General features: G+C 63.1%; 14 protein-coding genes. 7 read left to right on the forward strand and 7 right to left on the reverse strand.

Annotation, left to right across the window (positions count from 1 at the left end; all coding sequences use genetic code 11):
• Positions 1–114: 114 nt before the first annotated feature.
• Positions 115–1,461 (forward strand): tryptophanase, encoded by a 1,347-nt coding sequence (locus DV706_RS06920; RefSeq protein ID WP_006065347.1) that lies wholly within the window; start codon positions 115–117, stop codon positions 1,459–1,461.
• A gap of 31 nt (positions 1,462–1,492) precedes the next feature.
• Here the strand turns inward: DV706_RS06920 and DV706_RS06925 are convergent, their stop codons facing one another.
• The 5 genes from DV706_RS06925 to DV706_RS06945 all read right to left on the reverse strand — a co-directional run bounded on the left by DV706_RS06925 (position 1,493) and on the right by DV706_RS06945 (position 4,310).
• Positions 1,493–1,852, reverse strand: coding sequence for a hypothetical protein (locus DV706_RS06925; RefSeq protein WP_006065346.1), 360 nt, complete (start codon positions 1,850–1,852; stop codon positions 1,493–1,495).
• A 67-nt stretch (positions 1,853–1,919) separates the two neighbouring features.
• The gene (locus DV706_RS06930; RefSeq protein ID WP_006065345.1) at positions 1,920–2,333 is read right to left on the reverse strand and encodes a GNAT family N-acetyltransferase; all 414 of its coding nucleotides are present in this window, start codon (positions 2,331–2,333) and stop codon (positions 1,920–1,922) included.
• A 3-nt stretch (positions 2,334–2,336) separates the two neighbouring features.
• The gene (locus tag DV706_RS06935; RefSeq protein ID WP_006065344.1) at positions 2,337–2,873 is read right to left on the reverse strand and encodes a redoxin domain-containing protein; all 537 of its coding nucleotides are present in this window, start codon (positions 2,871–2,873) and stop codon (positions 2,337–2,339) included.
• Positions 2,874–2,934: 61 nt separating this feature from the next.
• Positions 2,935–3,162, reverse strand: coding sequence for a ubiquitin-like small modifier protein SAMP2 (gene samp2 / locus DV706_RS06940; protein WP_006065343.1), 228 nt, complete (start codon positions 3,160–3,162; stop codon positions 2,935–2,937).
• Between the two features lie 71 nt (positions 3,163–3,233).
• Entirely contained in the window at positions 3,234–4,310 is a 1,077-nt protein-coding gene (locus tag DV706_RS06945) for a bactofilin family protein (RefSeq protein ID WP_006065342.1), read from the reverse strand.
• A gap of 269 nt (positions 4,311–4,579) precedes the next feature.
• On the opposite strand from DV706_RS06945, the gene DV706_RS06950 reads away from it, so the two are divergent.
• Positions 4,580–7,669 carry a replication factor C small subunit gene (locus DV706_RS06950; RefSeq protein WP_006065341.1) on the forward strand — a complete coding sequence of 1,030 codons (3,090 nt, stop codon included), beginning with the start codon at positions 4,580–4,582 and terminating at the stop codon, positions 7,667–7,669.
• Positions 7,670–7,695: 26 nt separating this feature from the next.
• Here the strand turns inward: DV706_RS06950 and DV706_RS06955 are convergent, their stop codons facing one another.
• Positions 7,696–9,141 (reverse strand): ATP-binding protein, encoded by a 1,446-nt coding sequence (locus tag DV706_RS06955; RefSeq protein ID WP_006065340.1) that lies wholly within the window; start codon positions 9,139–9,141, stop codon positions 7,696–7,698.
• Between the two features lie 215 nt (positions 9,142–9,356).
• Between DV706_RS06955 and alaS the strand changes: the two genes are divergently transcribed.
• Complete coding sequence (gene alaS / locus DV706_RS06960) at positions 9,357–12,131, forward strand: alanine--tRNA ligase (protein WP_006065339.1); 2,775 nt, start codon at positions 9,357–9,359, stop codon at positions 12,129–12,131.
• A 101-nt stretch (positions 12,132–12,232) separates the two neighbouring features.
• Here alaS and DV706_RS06965 read toward each other — a convergent pair whose 3' ends face one another.
• Positions 12,233–13,537 carry an ArgE/DapE family deacylase gene (locus DV706_RS06965; RefSeq protein ID WP_006065338.1) on the reverse strand — a complete coding sequence of 435 codons (1,305 nt, stop codon included), beginning with the start codon at positions 13,535–13,537 and terminating at the stop codon, positions 12,233–12,235.
• Between the two features lie 219 nt (positions 13,538–13,756).
• Between DV706_RS06965 and DV706_RS06970 the strand changes: the two genes are divergently transcribed.
• The 4 genes from DV706_RS06970 to DV706_RS06985 all read left to right on the forward strand — a co-directional run bounded on the left by DV706_RS06970 (position 13,757) and on the right by DV706_RS06985 (position 18,814).
• Positions 13,757–14,767, forward strand: a complete 1,011-nt coding sequence (locus DV706_RS06970; RefSeq protein ID WP_193787981.1) for a Bug family tripartite tricarboxylate transporter substrate binding protein — start codon at positions 13,757–13,759, stop codon at positions 14,765–14,767.
• 215 nt (positions 14,768–14,982) lie between these two features.
• Positions 14,983–15,867 (forward strand): hypothetical protein, encoded by an 885-nt coding sequence (locus DV706_RS06975; RefSeq protein ID WP_006065336.1) that lies wholly within the window; start codon positions 14,983–14,985, stop codon positions 15,865–15,867.
• Positions 15,864–17,375, forward strand: a complete 1,512-nt coding sequence (locus DV706_RS06980) for a tripartite tricarboxylate transporter permease (protein WP_006065335.1) — start codon at positions 15,864–15,866, stop codon at positions 17,373–17,375. Before DV706_RS06975 ends, DV706_RS06980 begins: the two co-directional genes overlap by 4 nt.
• Positions 17,376–17,545: 170 nt before the next feature.
• A complete protein-coding gene (locus tag DV706_RS06985) occupies positions 17,546–18,814 on the forward strand; it encodes an ArgE/DapE family deacylase (RefSeq protein ID WP_006065334.1) in 1,269 nt (422 codons plus the stop codon).
• Positions 18,815–18,825 lie beyond the last annotated feature (11 nt).

Raw genomic sequence — 18,825 nt, forward strand, 5'->3', positions numbered from 1 at the left:
CCGATACCGCTTTCGCCCATCGATGCGCTGATTCGTCCGAGAGCGGACACCCTGAGACACCAGCAGACACGACCTTCCAGCTAGACTGAACACGCGCGGTCGCGTGAAGCGCGTATGGTCGCCTACAAATCGAAGGTCGTCGAACGAATCCATCTCCCCTCCCGAGCGCGACGCGAGCGCGCGCTCGAGGAAGCCGGCTACAACGTCTTCAATCTCGCCTCCGAGGAGGTCTTCATCGATCTCTTGACCGACAGCGGCACTGGGGCGATGAGCGACGCGCAGTGGGCGGCACTCGTTCGGGGCGACGAGTCGTATGCTGGCTCGCGAAGTTTCGATGAACTCGAAGCAGCCGTCGAGGCGGTAATGGGATTTTCCAACGTCGTCCCGACTCATCAGGGCCGTGGGGCCGAGAACGTTCTCTACGGCAGCCTGCTATCAGACGGCGACGTCGTGCTCAACAACACCCACTTCGATACGACCCGCGCCCACGTCGCCAATCAGGGTGCTGAGCCGGTCGACTGTCCAGTCGAGTCGGCACACGACCCGACGGCCGACGAGCCGTTCAAGGGAAATTTCTCGCTCGAGTCTGCCTGGGCGGTCGTCGACGACGTCGGCGCTGAGCGCGTTCCGGTTGTGATCCAGACCGTTACGAACAACTCGGCGGCGGGCCAGCCGGTCAGCGTCGAGAACACACGCGACGTCGCGGCGTTCGCGGATGAGATCGATGCGACGTTCGTCATCGACGCCTGTCGGTTCGCCGAAAACGCTGCCTTCGTCGCCCGTCGCGAGGCCGAGTTCGCCGATACCGAGATCGACCACATCGCCCGCGAGCAACTCGGCTACGCCGACGCGCTCGTGATGAGCGGCAAAAAGGACGGGCTGGTCAACGCCGGCGGATTCGTCGCGACCGACGACGACGCGCTCTTCGAACAGTGCAAGCAGCGCGCGATCCTTTACGAGGGGTTTCCCACCTACGGCGGGATGGCGGGTCGTGACGTCGCCGCGATGGCCGCCGGCCTCAGAGAAGCCGTCGAGGAGGCCTACGTCACGGATCGCATCGAGCAAGTCCGTCGCCTCGCCACGATGCTCGAGGACGCCGGCGTGCCGATCTACACTCCGGCCGGCGGTCACGCCGTCTACCTCGACGCGGGGACTGCCCTCTCTCATCTCCCGCCCGAGGCGTTCCCGGGGCAGGCAATGGTCTGTGCACTCTACCAGGAGGGCGGCGTCCGTGGGGTCGAACTCGGAAGCTTTGCCTTCCCCGACACCGATCGGCCAGAACTGGTTCGGCTTGCGATCCCGCGTCGGACCTACCACACCGAACACGTAGAGCACGTCGTTGAAACCGCTGTGGCCGTCCTCGAGGAGTCCGAATCGATTCCCGGCCTCGAACTCGTCTCCGAGCCCGAGATGCCCGAAATTCGCCACTTCACGGCCGAACTCGAGCCGCTGTCGTCCTGAGCGGCGCTTGGTCGGCGCACTCCAGACCGGCCTACATCGAGAGCATCGCGCGAGCGCGCTCTCGAAGCGTTGGCTCCGGTTCGGGCTGGCTGCCCAGGCGCTGCTGGGCCATGGTTCGAACCCGCTGTTTTGCCGGTTCGGAGGTCGCGATGTTGACTGCCCAGTCGGGCACCTGTTGTTCGAGCTCTGCCTGTTTCTCCGCTTTGAGCTGGCTGTACTGTCGTAACGCGAGTCCGACGCCGATGAATAGTCCGGCGTCGAGCAGTTCCCGACGGAACCGCTCTCTGTCTTTGCGGATCGCAATCGCCTTGACGAGCGAGAGGCCGCCGATCGCGAGATAGAGTTTCGAGTTCTTCGATGGGTCACCGCGGAGTAGCTGTCCGAGTGGCATGCGACGCGACGTACCACGTTCTTCGGTATAAGCTTCCGCTGGAACACGCCTGCATTGCCGTTCGGGCTCACTCGAGCGCGGAGACGACGCCCCGATACCGGCGGTCGTCGATCGGCTCGATCGAAAAGCCAAGTGCGTCGTAGAACGGCCGGACGCCCGTGTCGAAGCGTGCCGTGAGTCGGCCCCGCCGCTCGAGTGCATGCTCGATCAGCGTCCGGCCGATCCCGCGACCGCGGTGGCGACGGCGAACGCCGATGGCCGCGATGTGGGCGCCGGGGTCGTCCTCGAGGGGCTCAAGAACGACCGTTCCAAGGATTCGCTCGCGACCGCCGCTGCTTCCGCCGCGCTGGTCGCCCGCGACGAGGACGTCACCGGCGTCGATCCGGCCCTCGACGTTTCCGGGCTCGAGCATGGCGGCATCGAGGATGCGCCGGACCTCGAGGGTGTCGTCAGCGGTCGCCGCCCGCACGTGGCCGTCCATTCGTCACGTCCGTTGCTCGACCGTGGCTAACAACGCGTCGATTTCGGGGCGATCCATCGTCGTTCGGCCGCGATAGGTGGCGACGACCTCGAGTTCGTTGACACGGGGAACATCGAAGACGATCGCGGTGGGCATCCGGCCGACGAGGTCGAACTGCTCGCCGAGCGTGCCGAACCGAATCGGTTGCTCGAAGTGGTCGCCGACCGTTGTGTCCGGGTCTGCACAGAGGGGAAACGGGAGTTCGTATCGGTCTTGCCACTCCTGAACTCGGCTGCGGGGTTCGGGAACGACTGAGACGATCTGACAGCCCCGCTCACGGAACTCGTCGTAGCGGTCGGCGACGGCCCGAACCTGTCGTCGACACTGGCCGGCGTGGTGATCGCGGTGGAGCAACAGGACGAGTGCGTCGTGGGCCGGCTCGACGGCGTCGGTTGTCGTTGGGTCCGCGGGCGCAACCGGCACTGTGAGATCGGCGAGCGCGAGCGGGTCCGGCCCTGGGCCGACGTTCGAGAGCACTATGTCATCGACAACACCGGTCATGTTTCTTACTGCGGGACGCCCCATCAAAACGCTCTGGCTTTCAATGGTCGCACCTGTTCCATTACCCACCTTTGATCAGCCGCAACACCGTCACGTGATCGCTGTCGACTGGCTGATCTTCCGGCACCGGCCGCCCGTCGACGAGCACGCTCACCTCGTGTGGGCTGAGATCGATCTCACGAAGTAGATCCGCGTAGGTCGGCTCCCCGGTCGTGGCCTCCGTAGTAGGGACCGCCTCGAGATCGAACTCGTGGGTGGTCTCGCCTTTGACGTCGACGGTGACGTGCATACGCGCCGTTACGAGGGCACGGACTTGAGCGCGTCGCTCGAGCCCGCCACCAACGGGTATCGCACGATGAGCTAGTCGGACGCTGGCCCCTCAGCGGTGACTCCACGTGGCTCGTCTCGGCTCGCCCGTCGGTGGCTATACAGCCCGTACGTGAGCGCGCCGAGTCCGAGCAGGAAGATGAGCAGATTGAGCAGGTCGCCGACGTACGGCAGCTGGGCGAGGGCCGCGCCGCCGACCAGTCCGACGACGAGTGCGAGCCAGCGGTTGCCGACGCCGACCGCCGAGAGCAGCCACGCGGCGACGGCGTAGCGGCCGTAGATGACCCCGATCCAGATCATGAGCGCGAACCCGAACGCGCCGACGATCGCGAACGGAATGCCGACGACCGTGATCGCCAGTGCGATCAGCAGTATCGGGACGGCCACGAGGACACCGAGTCCAGTCAGCCCGGACTTGATGGGCGCGCTTGCGACTCGTCCCGCGACGCGGTCGGAAAACCGCGGGAACAGGGCAAGCAACGCAGCGCCAAGCAGCAGGTTCAACGCGAGCACGTACAGCGAGAACAGCCACGACGCGATCGGCTGGATCGTCGGCGTGAGATCGACGCCGATCGAGGGATCCTGTTCGATCTCGCCGGCGACGGCGTCGGTGTTCCCCTCGAGGGTGCCGCCGTAGCGCAGGTCTCCAGCAATCGCCGCGTTCTCTCCGAGTGTGATCGTCTCGGCACCGATCTCTGCACTGCCCTCTATCGTCCCATCGATGACGGCGGTTCCGGCACCGATGGCGACGTTGCCACCGACGGTGGCGTCTTCGGCCAGCGTGAAGCTCCCGGCCGCGGTCTCGACGTTGCCGTCGACCGTGCCGTCGATCGTGACGCTTCCCGCGGCGGCTTCGACGTTGCCGCCGACATCGCCCTCGATCCGCACCTCGCCGGCGACCGCGTTGACGTCACCAGTGACCGTGCCTTCGACGATGACCGTTCCACCGAACGCCTCGAGTTCGTCGACCGTTTCGCCTTCGTCGACGACGACCGTGCCACCGGTTTGGGCGTCTGACTGGGCGACGACTGGGGCTGGGATCGTCCCGACGAGGACGAGAGCGACCACGGCGACGATGACGACCGCCTGCGAGAACCGATTCCTGCTCATGCGCTATTGTTGGGTCGCTGACGATAAAAACGTACAACAGTGATTTCGGCGAGGAAAACGGTCTCAGGCCCGTGATCGTCACGGCCCGATTCAAATCTGTAGTAACGACTGAAACGATTCACACACAGATCGCATAGCCGTCATGCGATCTGATATGTACTGACTTTCAGTGGCTTCTATACTATACCGTATGATCGCACCGCACACCTGTCTCGAGGGCAACGGCGGCGTTCGGTCGTTTTATCTGCCGGCCACCCCTTTCGAGCGGTATGAGCGAGGCCGACGCCGAGGCGGCGGAGCCGACTCCCGGCAAGACCGAAGTCTGGATCGAGAAGTATCGGCCGGAACGGCTCGACGAAATCAAGGGCCACGAGAATATCGTCCCGCGACTACAACGCTACGTTGAGCAGGACGACCTGCCGCACCTCATGTTTGCGGGGCCGGCCGGAACCGGAAAATGTGTTACTGGAGAGACACCCGTATTGACGAATGACGGCGTCGCTCCGATCTCGACCGTAGTCGGCGATGTCGACGGATTCGAGACACCGGATGACAATCTCGAAATTCTGACCTACGACACCGACGGCTCGTTCGAATACGTCGCTCCTTCACACGTTTTCTCGAAGGAGGCGACTGACCTCGTCTCGATCGAGACGCGAGACGGAAACGAGTTCACGGTCACGCCCGAACACAAACTCCTCGTGGCCGACAAGACGGGACTCGAGTGGCGAGCGGCCGGAACCCTGTCCGGCGACGAACGTATCGTTCGCCCGTTGGAAACGCCGATCGCCGCCGCTGATTCGTCCACATCGCTCGACTGGGTTGCGTCGATGGATGGCGACCGGACGTTCGTGACGGTCTCTGAATCGTTCGCCCAGCGCCACGACATTCCAGCCGAGGAGAACTACGTTGGGCAGAAGAAAACAGTGCTTGGCTATCTCCGCCGCGGCTATACGATCGACGAGATCGCTTCCGAGTACGACATCTCTCGGAACACGGCGGGGAACTACGCACGAGGAATTTCGATCGATCTCGAGGAGTCGTCGACGACCTGCTCGCTGTCGTCTCTCCGATCGCTTGACGTCGCGGAGTCGGAGCTTCGGGATCACGTCAAATCCGTGCAATACGTCACCTCGTGCAACAATCGATCCAGTCCGATTACGCCGCCGTGGGACCTCACGCCGGACCTCGCACGCTTCCTCGGACTCGCGATTAGCGAAGCCCGAATCGAGAACGGCCGGATCAAGTTCTACAACACGGACGACGCGCTTCGTGAGGCGTTCAAACGGACCGCACGGGAACTGTTCGACGTTGAGACGACCCGGGGTGTGCAACAAGACGTCCCCTACGTCGAACTTCGGACGAAGTCACTGCATCACTTCCTCGAGTCCTGTTTCGACGTCTTCGGCGACTCGTCGACATCGGCCATCGGTTCGACGCTCGTTCACGCTCCAGACGACGTTCGAGCGGCGTTCCTGCGGGCCGTCTTCGATTCCGAAGCGTCCGTCGCAGAACAGGGAACGATCGAACTGACACAGAAAGACGAATCACTGGTTACGCTCTGTTCGTACCTGCTCGCCTCGTTCGGTGTTCCGACGAGACGGAAGCGTCTCGAGAAGACGGCGACGAACGGCTCCGGGCCGAAACGTCAGTATCATGCACTGTATCTCTCAGGTGTCTCGGCGCTCTCGCGATTTGAAGACGCCATCGGATTCAGTATCGATTACAAACGCGAACGGCTCGCCGACGCGACTGAAGGGGCCGGGAATCCGAATCACGACACGATGCCCGCACAGGCTGCCATCGATGACTTGTGTCGGACGCTCGCGCTGTCAAAAGAGCCGCTGGTGACCGAAACGCTGAATCCCGACACCCCCGGCCGCGAATCCGCGCTCGAGGATATCGACCGCGTTCTCGAGGCAGCGTCTGACCGGCTTGAGGCGGCACAGCAGGTCAAACGAGTGATCGAGCGGGTCCGGTCCGACATCCGATCCGTAAGCGCCGTCCCGACGGAGTGGGTCGATCGCCGAGACGCGCTGGAACCGCTTGAAGCGCGAAAAGAAGTCGAATCCACGACGGGAATTCGGACGGACCGGTTGCTCGAGTACGCGGACGGGCGACGGTCCCCAACTGCGAGCCGTGCGGGCGAGTTGCTCGTCACCCTCGAGTCGCGCGTCGAAACACCGGAAACCGCCGCTGTACAGCAATCGCTCCGAGAAGCGATCGACGCACTCGGTGTCTCGGACAACCGGATCGCCGAGGGAACGGAACTGCTCGGCAGGGACGTTCGCCAACTCGTCGAGAACGACGATCACGATCTCGCGTCCCTGCCCCGGTTCGAGACCGTCGCCGATCGGCTCCTCGACGTGGCCGACGAGATGTGTTCGATGGCAGTCATCGAGCAACTGGTCGACTTGGATCGACTTGCTCGCGGGACACTGTACTTCGACCGCGTGACGGCTGTCGAGCAGATACAAGACGAGCGACGCGTGTACGACCTCACGGTGCCTGGAACGCGAAACTACGTCGCGGGTGACGTGCCGACGGTCATGCACAACACCACTGCAGCGCAAGCTATCGCCCGCGAAGTCTACGACGACGACTGGCGCGAGAACTTCCTCGAGTTGAACGCCTCCGACCAGCGGGGGATCGACGTCGTTCGTGACCGGATCAAAGACTTCGCGCGCTCGAGTTTCGGTGGCTACGACCACCGTATCATCTTTCTCGACGAGGCTGACGCACTCACCAGCGACGCCCAGTCCGCGCTGCGCCGGACGATGGAGCAGTTCTCCAACAACACGCGCTTTATTCTCTCGTGTAACTACTCGAGTCAGATCATCGACCCGATCCAGTCACGCTGTGCCGTCTTCCGGTTTACCGAACTCTCGGCGGACGCCCTCGAGGCCCAGATTCGCGAGATCGCCGCGATCGAAGGGATCGACGTGACTGACGACGGTGTCGATGCGCTGGTGTATGCGGGCGACGGCGACATGCGAAAGGCGATCAACGGACTGCAGGCCGCTGCCGTCATGGGCGACGTCGTCGACGAAGAGACCGTTTTCGCGATTACATCGACGGCCCGCCCCGAAGAGGTCGAGGCGATGGTCGACCACGCCATCGACGGCGACTTTACCGCCGCCCGCGCCGCCTTGGAGGACCTCCTGATGGAGCGTGGCCTCGCTGGGGGCGACGTTATCGACCAACTCCACCGCTCGGCCTGGGAGTTCGACATTCCCGAACAAGCGACTGTGCGGCTGCTCGAGCGACTCGGCGAAGTCGATTACCGGATCTCCGAGGGCGCGAACGAACGGCTACAGCTCGAGGCGATGCTGGCGTCGCTGGCACTCGAAAACGAGTAGGCTCGAGCCAGCTGCTGACGGAGTTGTTACGTGAGTTCGGCGTCGTCGACGCCGGAGACCACGACCGTTGTCCCCTTTTTGTCGCTGGTACTGGCAACCGTCCAGCCATACGCGTCGGCGATGCGTTCGACCGGGCCGCTGTCGACCCCGGTCCCGTCTGCTGTGGCCAGCGATTCGGGGACCGGAACCGTCTCGAGGCCCCCGTCGCCGACTGCGGGCACACGGCTCGTGTCGTGGCTCCTGATGGCGAACCCGTCGTCGGTGCTGCGGACGACGACGGCTCTGTGCTGTGTCTCACCGTCTCGTTCGCGTTCGAGGACCGTCCGAAAGAGCTGCTCGAACAGCTCTTGGAGGCGTCGCTTGTCCGCCTCGAGGATTCGATCGGTGGCCTCGGGGGTGACGAGTCGGGCGTCGCCGGTCGCGACAGAAGCCCAGGCCCGCCGTGCGATGTCGTGGACGGCGACGGGCTCGAGTTCGCCGACGTTCTCGTCTCGACGGGCGATCGAGGCCAGCTCGTCGACGCGCTTCCGAAGTCGGGTCTGTGCCTTCTCGACCGCCGCGAACTGCGCTCGAGTGCCGGTTCGGTCGGCAGCTTCGAGATAGCTGCCGGCGACGTGCAACAGCGTCTGGACGTCATCCTCGAGCCCGTCAGCGACCGTTTCGAGCCGCGACTGAGTGGCAGCCAGTGTTCGTGCCTGCTGTGTTTTTCCGGTGACGTCGCTGTAGATGATGAGTCCGTCTGACCGACGGTCGGTCGCCTCGAGCGGGCAGGGGACGACGGTCAGTTGGAACATACGAACGCCAGTTGCAGTGTCGTGGCGGCTGGTGAACTGTCGGCACTCGGCCGAGCGGGCGACCTCGGACAGGACTGCGCGTTGTCCCGCGACTCCGGGCGGGACGACTCCCTCGTCGCCATCGATTGGGCTGTCGACGAGCGTCTCGCGATCGATGGCGAAGACGTCGACGAAGCTGTCGGAGACTGCACGCACGAGGAGGCGATTGTCGACACGTTCGTATCGCAGCGCCGGCTCGGGAAGGGCCTCGAAGGCGGCTCGAAACGCATCGCTGGGGTTCGAGTCGGCCGCGTCCTGACAGACCCACTCGATCTCGTCTGCGAGATGTGAGATGGCATCGTCGGTCCCCTTGCGGACGTAGCCGTCGACGCCCTCGGTGGCGTGTGCCGTCCTCGGCGCGTAGGAGGCGTCGGTAAAGAGCACCAGCGGCGTCTCCTCGCAGGCTTCGCTCACCTCGAGTAAGCTGGCCCCAGAGGCGGTCGTCGGTGTTTCGGCGAAGACGACGCAGTCGACGTCGACCACCCACGTCCTCGTCCTTCCGGCCGACGCCGTCGACAGTGGGTAGACCGTACGCTCCCGGCCCGACGGGACGGCCTCGAGTGCAGCGGCCCCTTCGCGGGCTGTCGCTTCGCTCCCCGCAAGGTAGAGCACCGTCTGTGGCCGCGATGTGTGAGTCATGGCAGCAGGTGGGTCGTCTGTTCTGGAACGGAATCTCCACCTTGATAAAGATACACCGAATCGAGATACAATCTCCTGTCAACACAGTCATCTGTCGGATCGATGCGGACGAAATCGGCTCGCACAGCGACTCGCTGTCCGGCACAGATCACCTATACATTTCAAAATAAACGTTGCGGAACTGTTTTAGGCGCTGGCTAGCGAACACACGTGTAATGAGCGAACTGGCGGACGAATACCGCCTCGAGTACTTCGAGGAGGAAGGTTTCGAGCGCAAGGAGTGTCCGAGCTGTGGTGCGCATTTCTGGACTCGCGATCACGACCGGGAAACCTGCGGTGAGCCCCCCTGTGAAGAGTATGGCTTCATCGAGAACCCCGGTTTCGACAGCGAGTACAGCCTCGAGGAGATGCGTGAGGCGTTTCTCTCGTTCTTCGAGGACCACGGCCACGAGCGAATCGACCCTTACCCGGTCGCGGCGAACCGCTGGCGTGACGACGTCCTGCTGACGCAGGCGTCGATCTACGACTTCCAGCCACTCGTGACCAGCGGGGAGACGCCGCCGCCGGCGAACCCGCTGACGATCAGCCAGCCCTGTATCCGGATGCAGGACATCGACAACGTCGGGAAGACGGGCCGACACACGATGGCCTTCGAGATGATGGCCCATCACGCGTTCAACACGCGCGAGGACGCGCCTGACGAGTACGCCTACGAAGGCGAAGTCTACTGGAAAGACAAGACCGTCGAACTCTGTGACGGCTTCTTCGAGTCACTGGGCGTCGACTTAGAGGAGATCATCTATATCGAAGATCCATGGGTCGGCGGCGGCAACGCCGGCCCCGCGATGGAAGTCATCTTCCGCGGCGTCGAACTCGCGACGCTCGTCTTCATGTCGATGGAGCAGGACCCCGACGGCGAGTACGAAATGAAAGACGGGAACCGTTACAGCCCGATGGACACCTACATCGTCGACACGGGCTACGGGTTAGAGCGCTGGACGTGGGTCTCCCAGGGGACGCCGACGGTTTACGAGGCGGTCTACCCCGATATGATCGAGTTCCTCAAAGACAACGCAGAGCTCGAGCACACCGACGACGAAGAACAGTTGATCCACCGCACCGCCAAGCTGGCGGGCCACATGGATATTGACGAAGCCGAAGACATGGAGACCGCCCGCGGCGAGATTGCCGCCCAACTCGATGTCGACGCCGGCGAACTCGAGGCGCTGATGGAGCCGCTCGAGGACATTTATGCGATCGCAGATCACTGCCGGACCCTCGCCTACATGCTCGGCGACGGCATCGTCCCCTCGAACGTCGGGACGGGCTATCTCACCCGAATGGTGCTTCGCCGAACCAAACGGCTCTGTGACACTGTCGGTGTCGACGCACCGCTCGACGAGCTCGTCGACATGCAGGCCGAGCGCCTCGAGTACGAAAACCGTGATACGATCCGTGACATCGTCCGCACCGAGGTCGAAAAGTATCGCGAGACGCTCGAGCGCGGCGGTCGCCGAGTCGAGACGATGGCCGAGGAGTACGCGGAAAAGAGTGAGCCGATCCCGGTCGAGGAACTGATCGAACTCTACGACTCGCATGGCCTCCAGCCCGATATGGTCGAAGAGATCGCCGCGGATGCGGGAGCCGACGTCGACGTGCCAGACGACTTCTACAGTCTCGTCGCAAAGCGCCACGAGACGCCTGAGACCGCTGAGACGGCTGAGGAAGGCGAAGATGAACGCTTCGCGGATCTTCCTGAGACAGAGAAACTGTACTACGACGACCAACAGCGAACGCAGTTCGAAGCTGTCGTCCTCGACGTCTTCGAGCGCGAGGAGGGCTACGACGTCGTGCTGGACCAGACCATGTTCTACCCCGAGGGCGGTGGCCAGCCCGCAGACCGGGGGACGCTCTCGACGGACGACACAACCGTCGAAGTCGAAGACGTCCAGATCGAAGACGGCGTCGTCCTCCACCGAACGGACGAGAGTCCCGGTAAAGGCGGGTTTGTCAACGGACAGGTCGACGGCACCCGCCGGCGACAACTCATGCGCCACCACACGGCGACACACATCGTCATCCACGCGGCTCGGCAGGTCCTCGGCGAGCACATTCGGCAGGCAGGCGCCCAGAAAGGCGTCGACGCCTCCCGGATCGACATGCGCCACTACGACCGCATCTCGCGCGAGGACGTCAAGCAGATCGAGTCACTCGCCAACGATATCGTGATGGACAACACCGCCGTGACACAGGAGTGGCCCGACCGCCACGATGCCGAGTCCGAACACGGCTTCGACCTCTATCAAGGTGGGATCCCGCCGGGTGAACAGATCCGACTGATTCACGTCGATGAAGACGTCCAGGCCTGCGGTGGCACCCACGTCGCCCGCACTGGCGACATCGGCGCGATCAAAGTGTTGAACACCGAACGCGTTCAGGACGGTGTCGAGCGAATCACGTTCGCTGCCGGCGACGCCGCGATCGAGTCCAGCCAGCGCACCGAAGACGCACTCTATGAGGCCGCAGACATCCTCGACGTTGCACCGGCGGACGTGCCCGACACGGCCGAACGCTTCTTCGAGGAGTGGAAAGGGCGCGGCAAGGAGATCGAGGACCTGAAAGAACAGCTCGCTGCGGCTCGCGCCGGTGGCGGTGGCAGTGGCGAGGAAGTCGACGTCGGTGAGACGACTGCCGTCATTGACCGAATCGACGCCGACATGGGTGAGCTGCGTGCGACCGCGAACGCACTCGTCGAGGACGGCAAAATCGCTGTCCTCGGCAGCGGTGAAAGCGGTGCCCAGTTCGTCGTCGCCGTCCCGGACGATTCGGGTGTCAACGCCGGCGAAGTCGTCGGCGAACTCGCCGGCCGCGTCGGCGGCGGCGGTGGCGGTCCACCGGACTTCGCACAGGGTGGCGGCCCGAACGTCGCCGATCTCGACGACGCACTCGAGGACGCGCCGGACGTGTTGCGGCAGATCCAAGACGCATAGACTCGCTTCGCTCTGCGTTCTCTGCCGAATCGTGAAAAAACGGTTTTGCTCGTGACCACCCCTGGTGAGCCTCGGGCTCGGGGGTCGACACTCGCCTGCGTTCACTCTGCGATTCCGCAGTAGTCGATCGCCGACGTTGCGAGCGTCTGTGCAGTCTCGAGCAGTGACGTGACCGTCGTGTACTCGTCGACGCCGTGGAGGTTCGGGCCGTACGGCCCTGCCGTGACGACGGGGACGTCGTAGTATCGCTTGTAGAACCGTTCGTCGAGTGCGGCGTTGCCGCCGACGAACGTTCCGTCCTCGCCGATGATCGACTCGGCGTTTTGGGTGACGATCTCGACGATTTCGGCATCTCGAGGGACCTCGTGTGGAGCGGCGTTCCAGCCGGTCCACTCGATGGTCGGCGGGTTCTCGGCAAGCCATTCGTCTTCGCTGGCTGCGTTCTCGATCGTGCTTTCGATCGCGTCGCGAACGTCGGCACGGCTCTCGCCCGGCGGCCAACCGACGCGTCCCTTCATGAGTACCTCGGCCGGAACCGACGCTGGCCAGTCGCCACCCTCGACGACGCCGATATTGATGTTCGTCACGTGCCCCTCGAGCGAGGGATCGGCCCCGTAGGCGGGTGGGAAGTCGATGGTCGCCTGTCGCTGGTCGTTGAGCTCGTTCAACGCCGACGCAATGTGGCTTGCCTTGTCGAAGGCGCTAACACCCTGGTGTCCCCAGGCTGCATGGGCTTTCTTCCCCGGAACCGTCACGTCGAAGAACATCACGCCAGCGCTGGCGATGCCGACGTTCGGAAGGCCAAACGGCTCGGGAATAATCGCGGCATCCGGAACGTACCCTCGCTCGAGTACTGAGAGAAGGCCACCGACACCACCGGCTTCCTCTTCGATCGTACTCTGGACGTAGAGATCGCCTGCGAGGTCGATACCCTCCTCGGCGAGGACGTCGACGGCGAGCAGTATTGCGGCAAGTCCGCCTTTCATATCCGAGACGCCACGACCGTAAATCTCGTCGCCGTCGCGACGGAGTGTCCACGGATCGGACTCCCACGCTGATTCGGGGGCCGCCGGAACGACGTCGATGTGCCCTGAGAGCGCAAGCGTCGGTCCGTCACCTGCTCCGGAGACCGTCGCTACTGCGTTCTCCCGCCCCTCGTATCCGCACTCGTCGTACGACGACGTCCGGAAAAAGCCAGGGTGGTCCTCGAGTGCGTCGACACTCGGTTCCCACGTGTCGACCTCGAGTCCGAGCCTGTCGAACTCCTCGAGCATCACTGCCTGTCCACAGTATTCGTTTCCGGTGATCGATTTCGCAGCGACGAGGCGCTCGAGGATTTCGAGCAGCTCACGCTCGCTCGCGGCGATACTTCCTTCAACTCGTGTCTTTGCGGTCTGCGTGTCCATGCTGGGTGATGGAGCTTCTCAGGGATATACATATTCGTCTGACCGTAACAGAGATAATCGCTCATTTGTGGGTCATCGCCAATCAGAAACAAAAGGAAAGATGATGTTGTGTGAACAAAATATGGTATTGGGAACTCTAACCCTGTTCTAAATTAATGATTCTCATGAACGATATCTGGCGAAAAGATTATCAGTTGCTGATTCTTGTGGCCAATTGGCATGGACAGACGAACTTTCGTTAAATCCGTTGGTGCTGCGAGTGCAGTTGGAATGACCGGCCTCGCTGGCTGTCTTGGCGGCGATGGTGACACGCGAACCTGGATGATCCCGTGGGGGGAAGGTGGCGGAACTGATACGTACGCCCGCCAGATGCAACCGCTTGCGGAGGAGGAACTCGACGGCTCAATCGAGATCGAAAACCGTGAAGGAGCCGGCAGTATGATCGGCAGCGAGTGGCTCCTCGACCAGGACGACGACGGTAGCGTGTTCGGCACGGTCAACCCGGCCGGTTGGACGTTCACCTGGCGAGCGGACGAATCCCTCGACTGGCATCCGACCGATTTCGAACCGATCGCCTACTCCGGCATCTTCGGATACACGATCATCGTTAACAACGAGTACGAGATCGAAGACTACGGCGAACTCCGCGACGCGTACGAAGATGGCGACATCAGTAACTTCGCGTATCAGGGTGCCGGCAGCGACAGTCACCTCGCGACGCTGTTGCTTCAGGAGGAGTACGACCTCAACGCCGACAACATCGTTCCGTACGACGGCGGCGGACCGGTGCAGGAAGCGGTGCTCGGCGGCGAAGTGGAAGCCGGTATCGCGACGAACACGTCCGCTATCGACGCCGTCGACTCCGGTGAGGCGTCCGCCATCGTCAACCTGATGGACATCGATCTCACGGACACGTTCCCGGAGATCGATCGGATCAGCGAGTACGGAGACAGTCTCGGCTGGCTCACCGAGTTCTACCAGGTGCAGGTCGCGCCGCCGGGTACGGACGAGGACACACGCCAGGAGATTTCTGAGGCCATCCAGTACGCCTGCGAACACGACGACACGCAGGAATGGATGGATGACACCGGCAACATCGTCGAGTATGGCGATATGGCCGCAGCCGAAGAGCAGTACAACGACGCCGCGATCGAGGAGATTGAGTCGAACGTCGACGATGCGATTGGTGGCTTCGACGAGTTCCTCAACCTGGCCGAGGACGCAGAGTAAGGCTAAGCAACTCGGTACGCTCTCCGTGCGATTTCGTTCCGAGCGAACGGGCGGGAAATCACTACATACAACATAGATTCACTGTTAGGAATGGTATACGCTGAATGGGACACCAGTTGGGAGAAGCAGGATCCTCAACTCGAGAGACGTCGGCTGAAGATCTTCGACGCCGAACGAACCGTACCCGATGTCGAAGCCGCTGGACGAGAGTCAGTATGGACCAAGAACACACACCGTTAGACGAACTCCGTCACCGCATCGATCCCGTCCTCACCAAGGTGGTCGATGGCGGCGAGCGGCTACTAGGCGAGCGACCAACGATGGAACACGTGCTGTTGGTCCTGTTTCTCGTCGTCGGGGTCTACATGTATCGAGGCGCTTCCGAGTTCTCGCCAGCAGCACAGACGTTTCCGCAGATGATGTCCGGCGCGACGATTGTCTTCTCGCTGTTGTTGCTCGCGCGGAACTACCTGCAAACCGTCGGCCCGCTGCTCGCCGCGGTGCTGGGCGCGTACCTCGTCTACGACGGGGGTATGACGTTTCTCGACACCGGTGACGGGCTGTTGTACCTCATCTCGGGTACCGTGCTGCTGGTCGCCGCGATCGGCTTCCGCGAACGTTTCGGATCCGCAGTCGAGTCGTTTGTCGCCGAACCGGTGCAGGTGATGGGGGGCAACGACGAGCCGTCCGTGGGACAGGCCGAACCCGACGACGAATCGGAACCCGATGAATCAGATTCCGACTCGTCCGCGATGTACAGCTACGATATCGACGATCCGCGCGGCCCGGTCTTCACCGGAGCGCTCTGTGCGCTGTACATGCTGCTGACGTTTTCGATCGGGATGCTCTATGCGACCCCGATCTTCGTCGCACTCTGGACGATCTGGGTGCGGATGGAGAAGATCCGGGCGGTCGCGATCACCGTCCTGAGTTTCGTCATCGCCATACTCTTCTACGAGTTTGTCGAGGGCGAGATTGCAACCGGCTGGCTTACCGGCTGGCAACTGCCGACGCCGACCGATCTGATCGCCTTCACACACGGGCCGAACCTGCTGACGCACGCTCCTGAGGCGCTCATCTGGGGTGTTTCGATCGTATGACGCTCGAGTCTTTCGTCGGCGCGATCGACACTCTGTTGACCGCTGAGATCCTGCTTTGGCTGTTCGCTGGCATCATTATCGGGATCATCGTTGGCGGACTCCCCGGTCTCGGACCGCCACTTGGGATGGCGATCATCCTGCCGTTGACGCTTCCGATGGAGGCCGCGAGCGCGATCATCCTGCTCATCGGCGTCTACAGCGGGTCGATGTACGGCGGTTCAATTGCCGCGGTGTTGATTAACACGCCTGGGGTCTCCTCGTCGGCGGCGACGATGTTCGACGGCTACCCGATGTCCAAACAGGGGCGCGCAGCCACGGCGCTGGCCATCTCCGCAACGGCGTCCGCCGTGGCCGGGCTGTTCACCATCACGGCGCTGATCCTGTTCTCCCCGGCGCTGGTCGAGATGGTGCTCGCGGTCGGAACGCCGGAGCGATTCCTCGTCGCGATCCTCGGGTTGGCGATGATTACCGTCGTCACTCGGGGCTCGGCCGCGAAGGGGCTGCTTGCGGGCGTGGCGGGGCTGCTTGTCACGACCGTCGGGGCCGCACAGCCGATCTCGCTCGACCGTCGGTACGCCGAGACGCTGTACCTCTACGACGGGATCGACTTCGTTGCGGTGCTGATCGGACTGTTCGCGATCGCGGAGATGATGAAACTCGCCGGACAGGAGGGTGGGATCGCGGAAGGTGACGTCAAGATCGATCGGGCGGGGATCAAAGAAGGCATCGCGCTGACGTTCAAACACCCGATGACGGTATTCAAATCCGCAAACATCGGGATGATCGTCGGCGCGATTCCCGGTGCGGGTGCGACGGTGTCTAACTTCGTCGCGTACTCCGAAGCGGTCCGTTCGTCGCAAGATCCCGAGTCGTTCGGCTCCGGGAACCCGGTCGGCGTGATCGCCTCCGAGGCCTCGAACAACGGGACCGTCGCCGGATCGCTCGTGCCGGCAATTTCGTTCGGTATCCCGGGCAGTTCGTCGACCGCGGTTCTCATCGGTGGGCTGCTCATGCACCGACTGCAACCCGGTCCGGCCATGTTCGATCCGTCGGGCGAACTCCAGTTGACCTACACGCTGTTGCTGGCGTTGCTCGTCGGTAACGTGGTCATCCTCATCGTCGGCCTCTCGATGGTTACGCGACTCGGCTACCTGACGAAGATCGACACGAACTACATCATTCCGATGGTCGTTGTGCTCTCGTTCCTGGGGACCTACGCCCTGCGAGGTAACCCGGTCGACATTCTGACGGTCATCGTCTTCGGGATCATCGGGTTCTACATGGTGCGGTACAACTACTCGGTGATCGCGTTCGTCCTCGGGGTCGTGCTCGGGGACATCGCCGAGGGGAACCTCTACACCGCGTTGCAGCTCTCGGACGGTTCGTTCATGATCTTCGTGAACCCGTTCGAGTACGGCCGCTGGCTGTCGCTGATACTGAGCGTGCTCATCGTACTGCTCGTCTTCGGGCCGTACGTCAAGCAGTGGTGGGTGAAGCGACAGGCGTGAGGGGACGCCGGTAGCCGTCGCGGTCTTCCTGTTCTCCCGTTGTGCCAGGACGATTCTTTTGCTCGTTCGAACCGGCTTTCGACAGTTGATCCGCACGTATTCGATGCCGTCCGACACGAATGCGGCCGGATTCCCGCTGGTATTTTGCCGTCCCCTCCCCAGAGTCGCGTATGGAGTTTTCGACGACCTGGAACGACGCGCTACGGTCGTTCGCCGACGAACTGTGTCGGTTCGAGACGACCGCCGGGAACGAGGCAGCTGCCCAGCGCTGGCTCGCCGATACCCTCGAGGAGTGGGGGTTCGAGACCTACCAGTGGGAGGCAGATCCCGACGTCCTCGCGAACCACCCCTCGTTTCCCGACGATCCAACCGCCATCGAGACGGCAGCCAGACCGAACGTGGGTGGTGTCCTCGAGTTTGGCAACCCCGATGTGGGGCAGACGCTCGTGTTGAACGGACACGTCGACGTCGTTCCGGCCGGCAACGGCTGGGACGCAGACCCGTTCGAGCCGCGCTGGACCGATGGCGACGGCGAGACAGGCGAGACGCTGACCGCTCGTGGCGCGACCGATATGAAGTGCGGACTAGCAGCGTGTGTGTTCGCGGCACGACACCTCGCGTCGGCGGAGCCTGCCATCGACGGCCGGCTCGTCGTCGAGAGCGTGGTCGGTGAGGAGGAAGGCGGCATCGGCGCGGCGGCCGCGGCGCTCGAGAACCCGTATCCCTTTTCTCGAGATGCGGCGATCGTCGCCGAACCGACCCAGTGTCGGCCGGTGATCGCAACCGAAGGAAGTCTGATGAAGCGTCTCCGTCTCGAGGGGCGGTCGGCACACGCGGCGACGCGCTGGCACGGCCAGTCGGTCCTGCCGCCGTTCGAGCGGATCCGTCGCGCGTTCGACGATCTCGAGGCCGAACGCGGCGAGCGGGTCACACATCCGTTGTACGAGGAGTTCCCGATCCCGTGGCCCGTCTGTGTTGGCCGCGTCGAGGCCGGGAACTGGGCGTCGTCGGTCCCGGACGAACTCACGGCGGAGCTTCGAATCGGCGTTGCGCCGGGCGAGACGGTCGACGAGGTCGAACGAGAGTTCGAGCAGCGACTGTCGACGCTCGTTGCAGACGATCCGTTTTTCGACTCGAACCCGCCCGACTTCGAGCGGTTTTCGATTCAGTTCGAACCCGCCGAGATCGATGCGGACGAGCCGATCGTTCGGGCGGTCCAGGACGCGATGGCGTCGGCCGGGCTGACAGCGACCGAGCCTCGAGGGGCGACCTACGGTGCCGACAGCCGTCACTACGTGCACGCAGGGATCCCGACGGTGGTGTTCGGTCCCGGTGACATCCAGCAGGCCCATTTCCCCGAGGAGTCGATCGAGTGGGACGACGTGTTGACGGCTGGTGAGACGATTGCGACTGCAGCGAGCGTGTTTCTGACGACCTGAACGTGGTTGCT

Source organism: Natronorubrum bangense (genome assembly GCF_004799645.1).
In the GTDB taxonomy this organism is placed as follows: Archaea; Halobacteriota; Halobacteria; order Halobacteriales; family Natrialbaceae; genus Natronorubrum; species Natronorubrum bangense.

Bases quoted from the DNA above. Each gene is read 5' to 3' on its own strand.
- DV706_RS06920 (WP_006065347.1), top strand. From the start codon at position 115: ATGGTCGCCTACAAATCGAAGGTCGTCGAACGAATCCATCTCCCCTCC.
- DV706_RS06925 (WP_006065346.1), bottom strand. From the start codon at position 1,852: ATGCCACTCGGACAGCTACTCCGCGGTGACCCATCGAAGAACTCGAAA.
- DV706_RS06930 (WP_006065345.1), bottom strand. From the start codon at position 2,333: ATGGACGGCCACGTGCGGGCGGCGACCGCTGACGACACCCTCGAGGTC.
- DV706_RS06935 (WP_006065344.1), bottom strand. From the start codon at position 2,873: ATGACCGGTGTTGTCGATGACATAGTGCTCTCGAACGTCGGCCCAGGG.
- samp2 (WP_006065343.1), bottom strand. From the start codon at position 3,162: ATGCACGTCACCGTCGACGTCAAAGGCGAGACCACCCACGAGTTCGAT.
- DV706_RS06945 (WP_006065342.1), bottom strand. From the start codon at position 4,310: ATGAGCAGGAATCGGTTCTCGCAGGCGGTCGTCATCGTCGCCGTGGTC.
- DV706_RS06950 (WP_006065341.1), top strand. From the start codon at position 4,580: ATGAGCGAGGCCGACGCCGAGGCGGCGGAGCCGACTCCCGGCAAGACC.
- DV706_RS06955 (WP_006065340.1), bottom strand. From the start codon at position 9,141: ATGACTCACACATCGCGGCCACAGACGGTGCTCTACCTTGCGGGGAGC.
- alaS (WP_006065339.1), top strand. From the start codon at position 9,357: ATGAGCGAACTGGCGGACGAATACCGCCTCGAGTACTTCGAGGAGGAA.
- DV706_RS06965 (WP_006065338.1), bottom strand. From the start codon at position 13,537: ATGGACACGCAGACCGCAAAGACACGAGTTGAAGGAAGTATCGCCGCG.
- DV706_RS06970 (WP_193787981.1), top strand. From the start codon at position 13,757: ATGGACAGACGAACTTTCGTTAAATCCGTTGGTGCTGCGAGTGCAGTT.
- DV706_RS06975 (WP_006065336.1), top strand. From the start codon at position 14,983: ATGGACCAAGAACACACACCGTTAGACGAACTCCGTCACCGCATCGAT.
- DV706_RS06980 (WP_006065335.1), top strand. From the start codon at position 15,864: ATGACGCTCGAGTCTTTCGTCGGCGCGATCGACACTCTGTTGACCGCT.
- DV706_RS06985 (WP_006065334.1), top strand. From the start codon at position 17,546: ATGGAGTTTTCGACGACCTGGAACGACGCGCTACGGTCGTTCGCCGAC.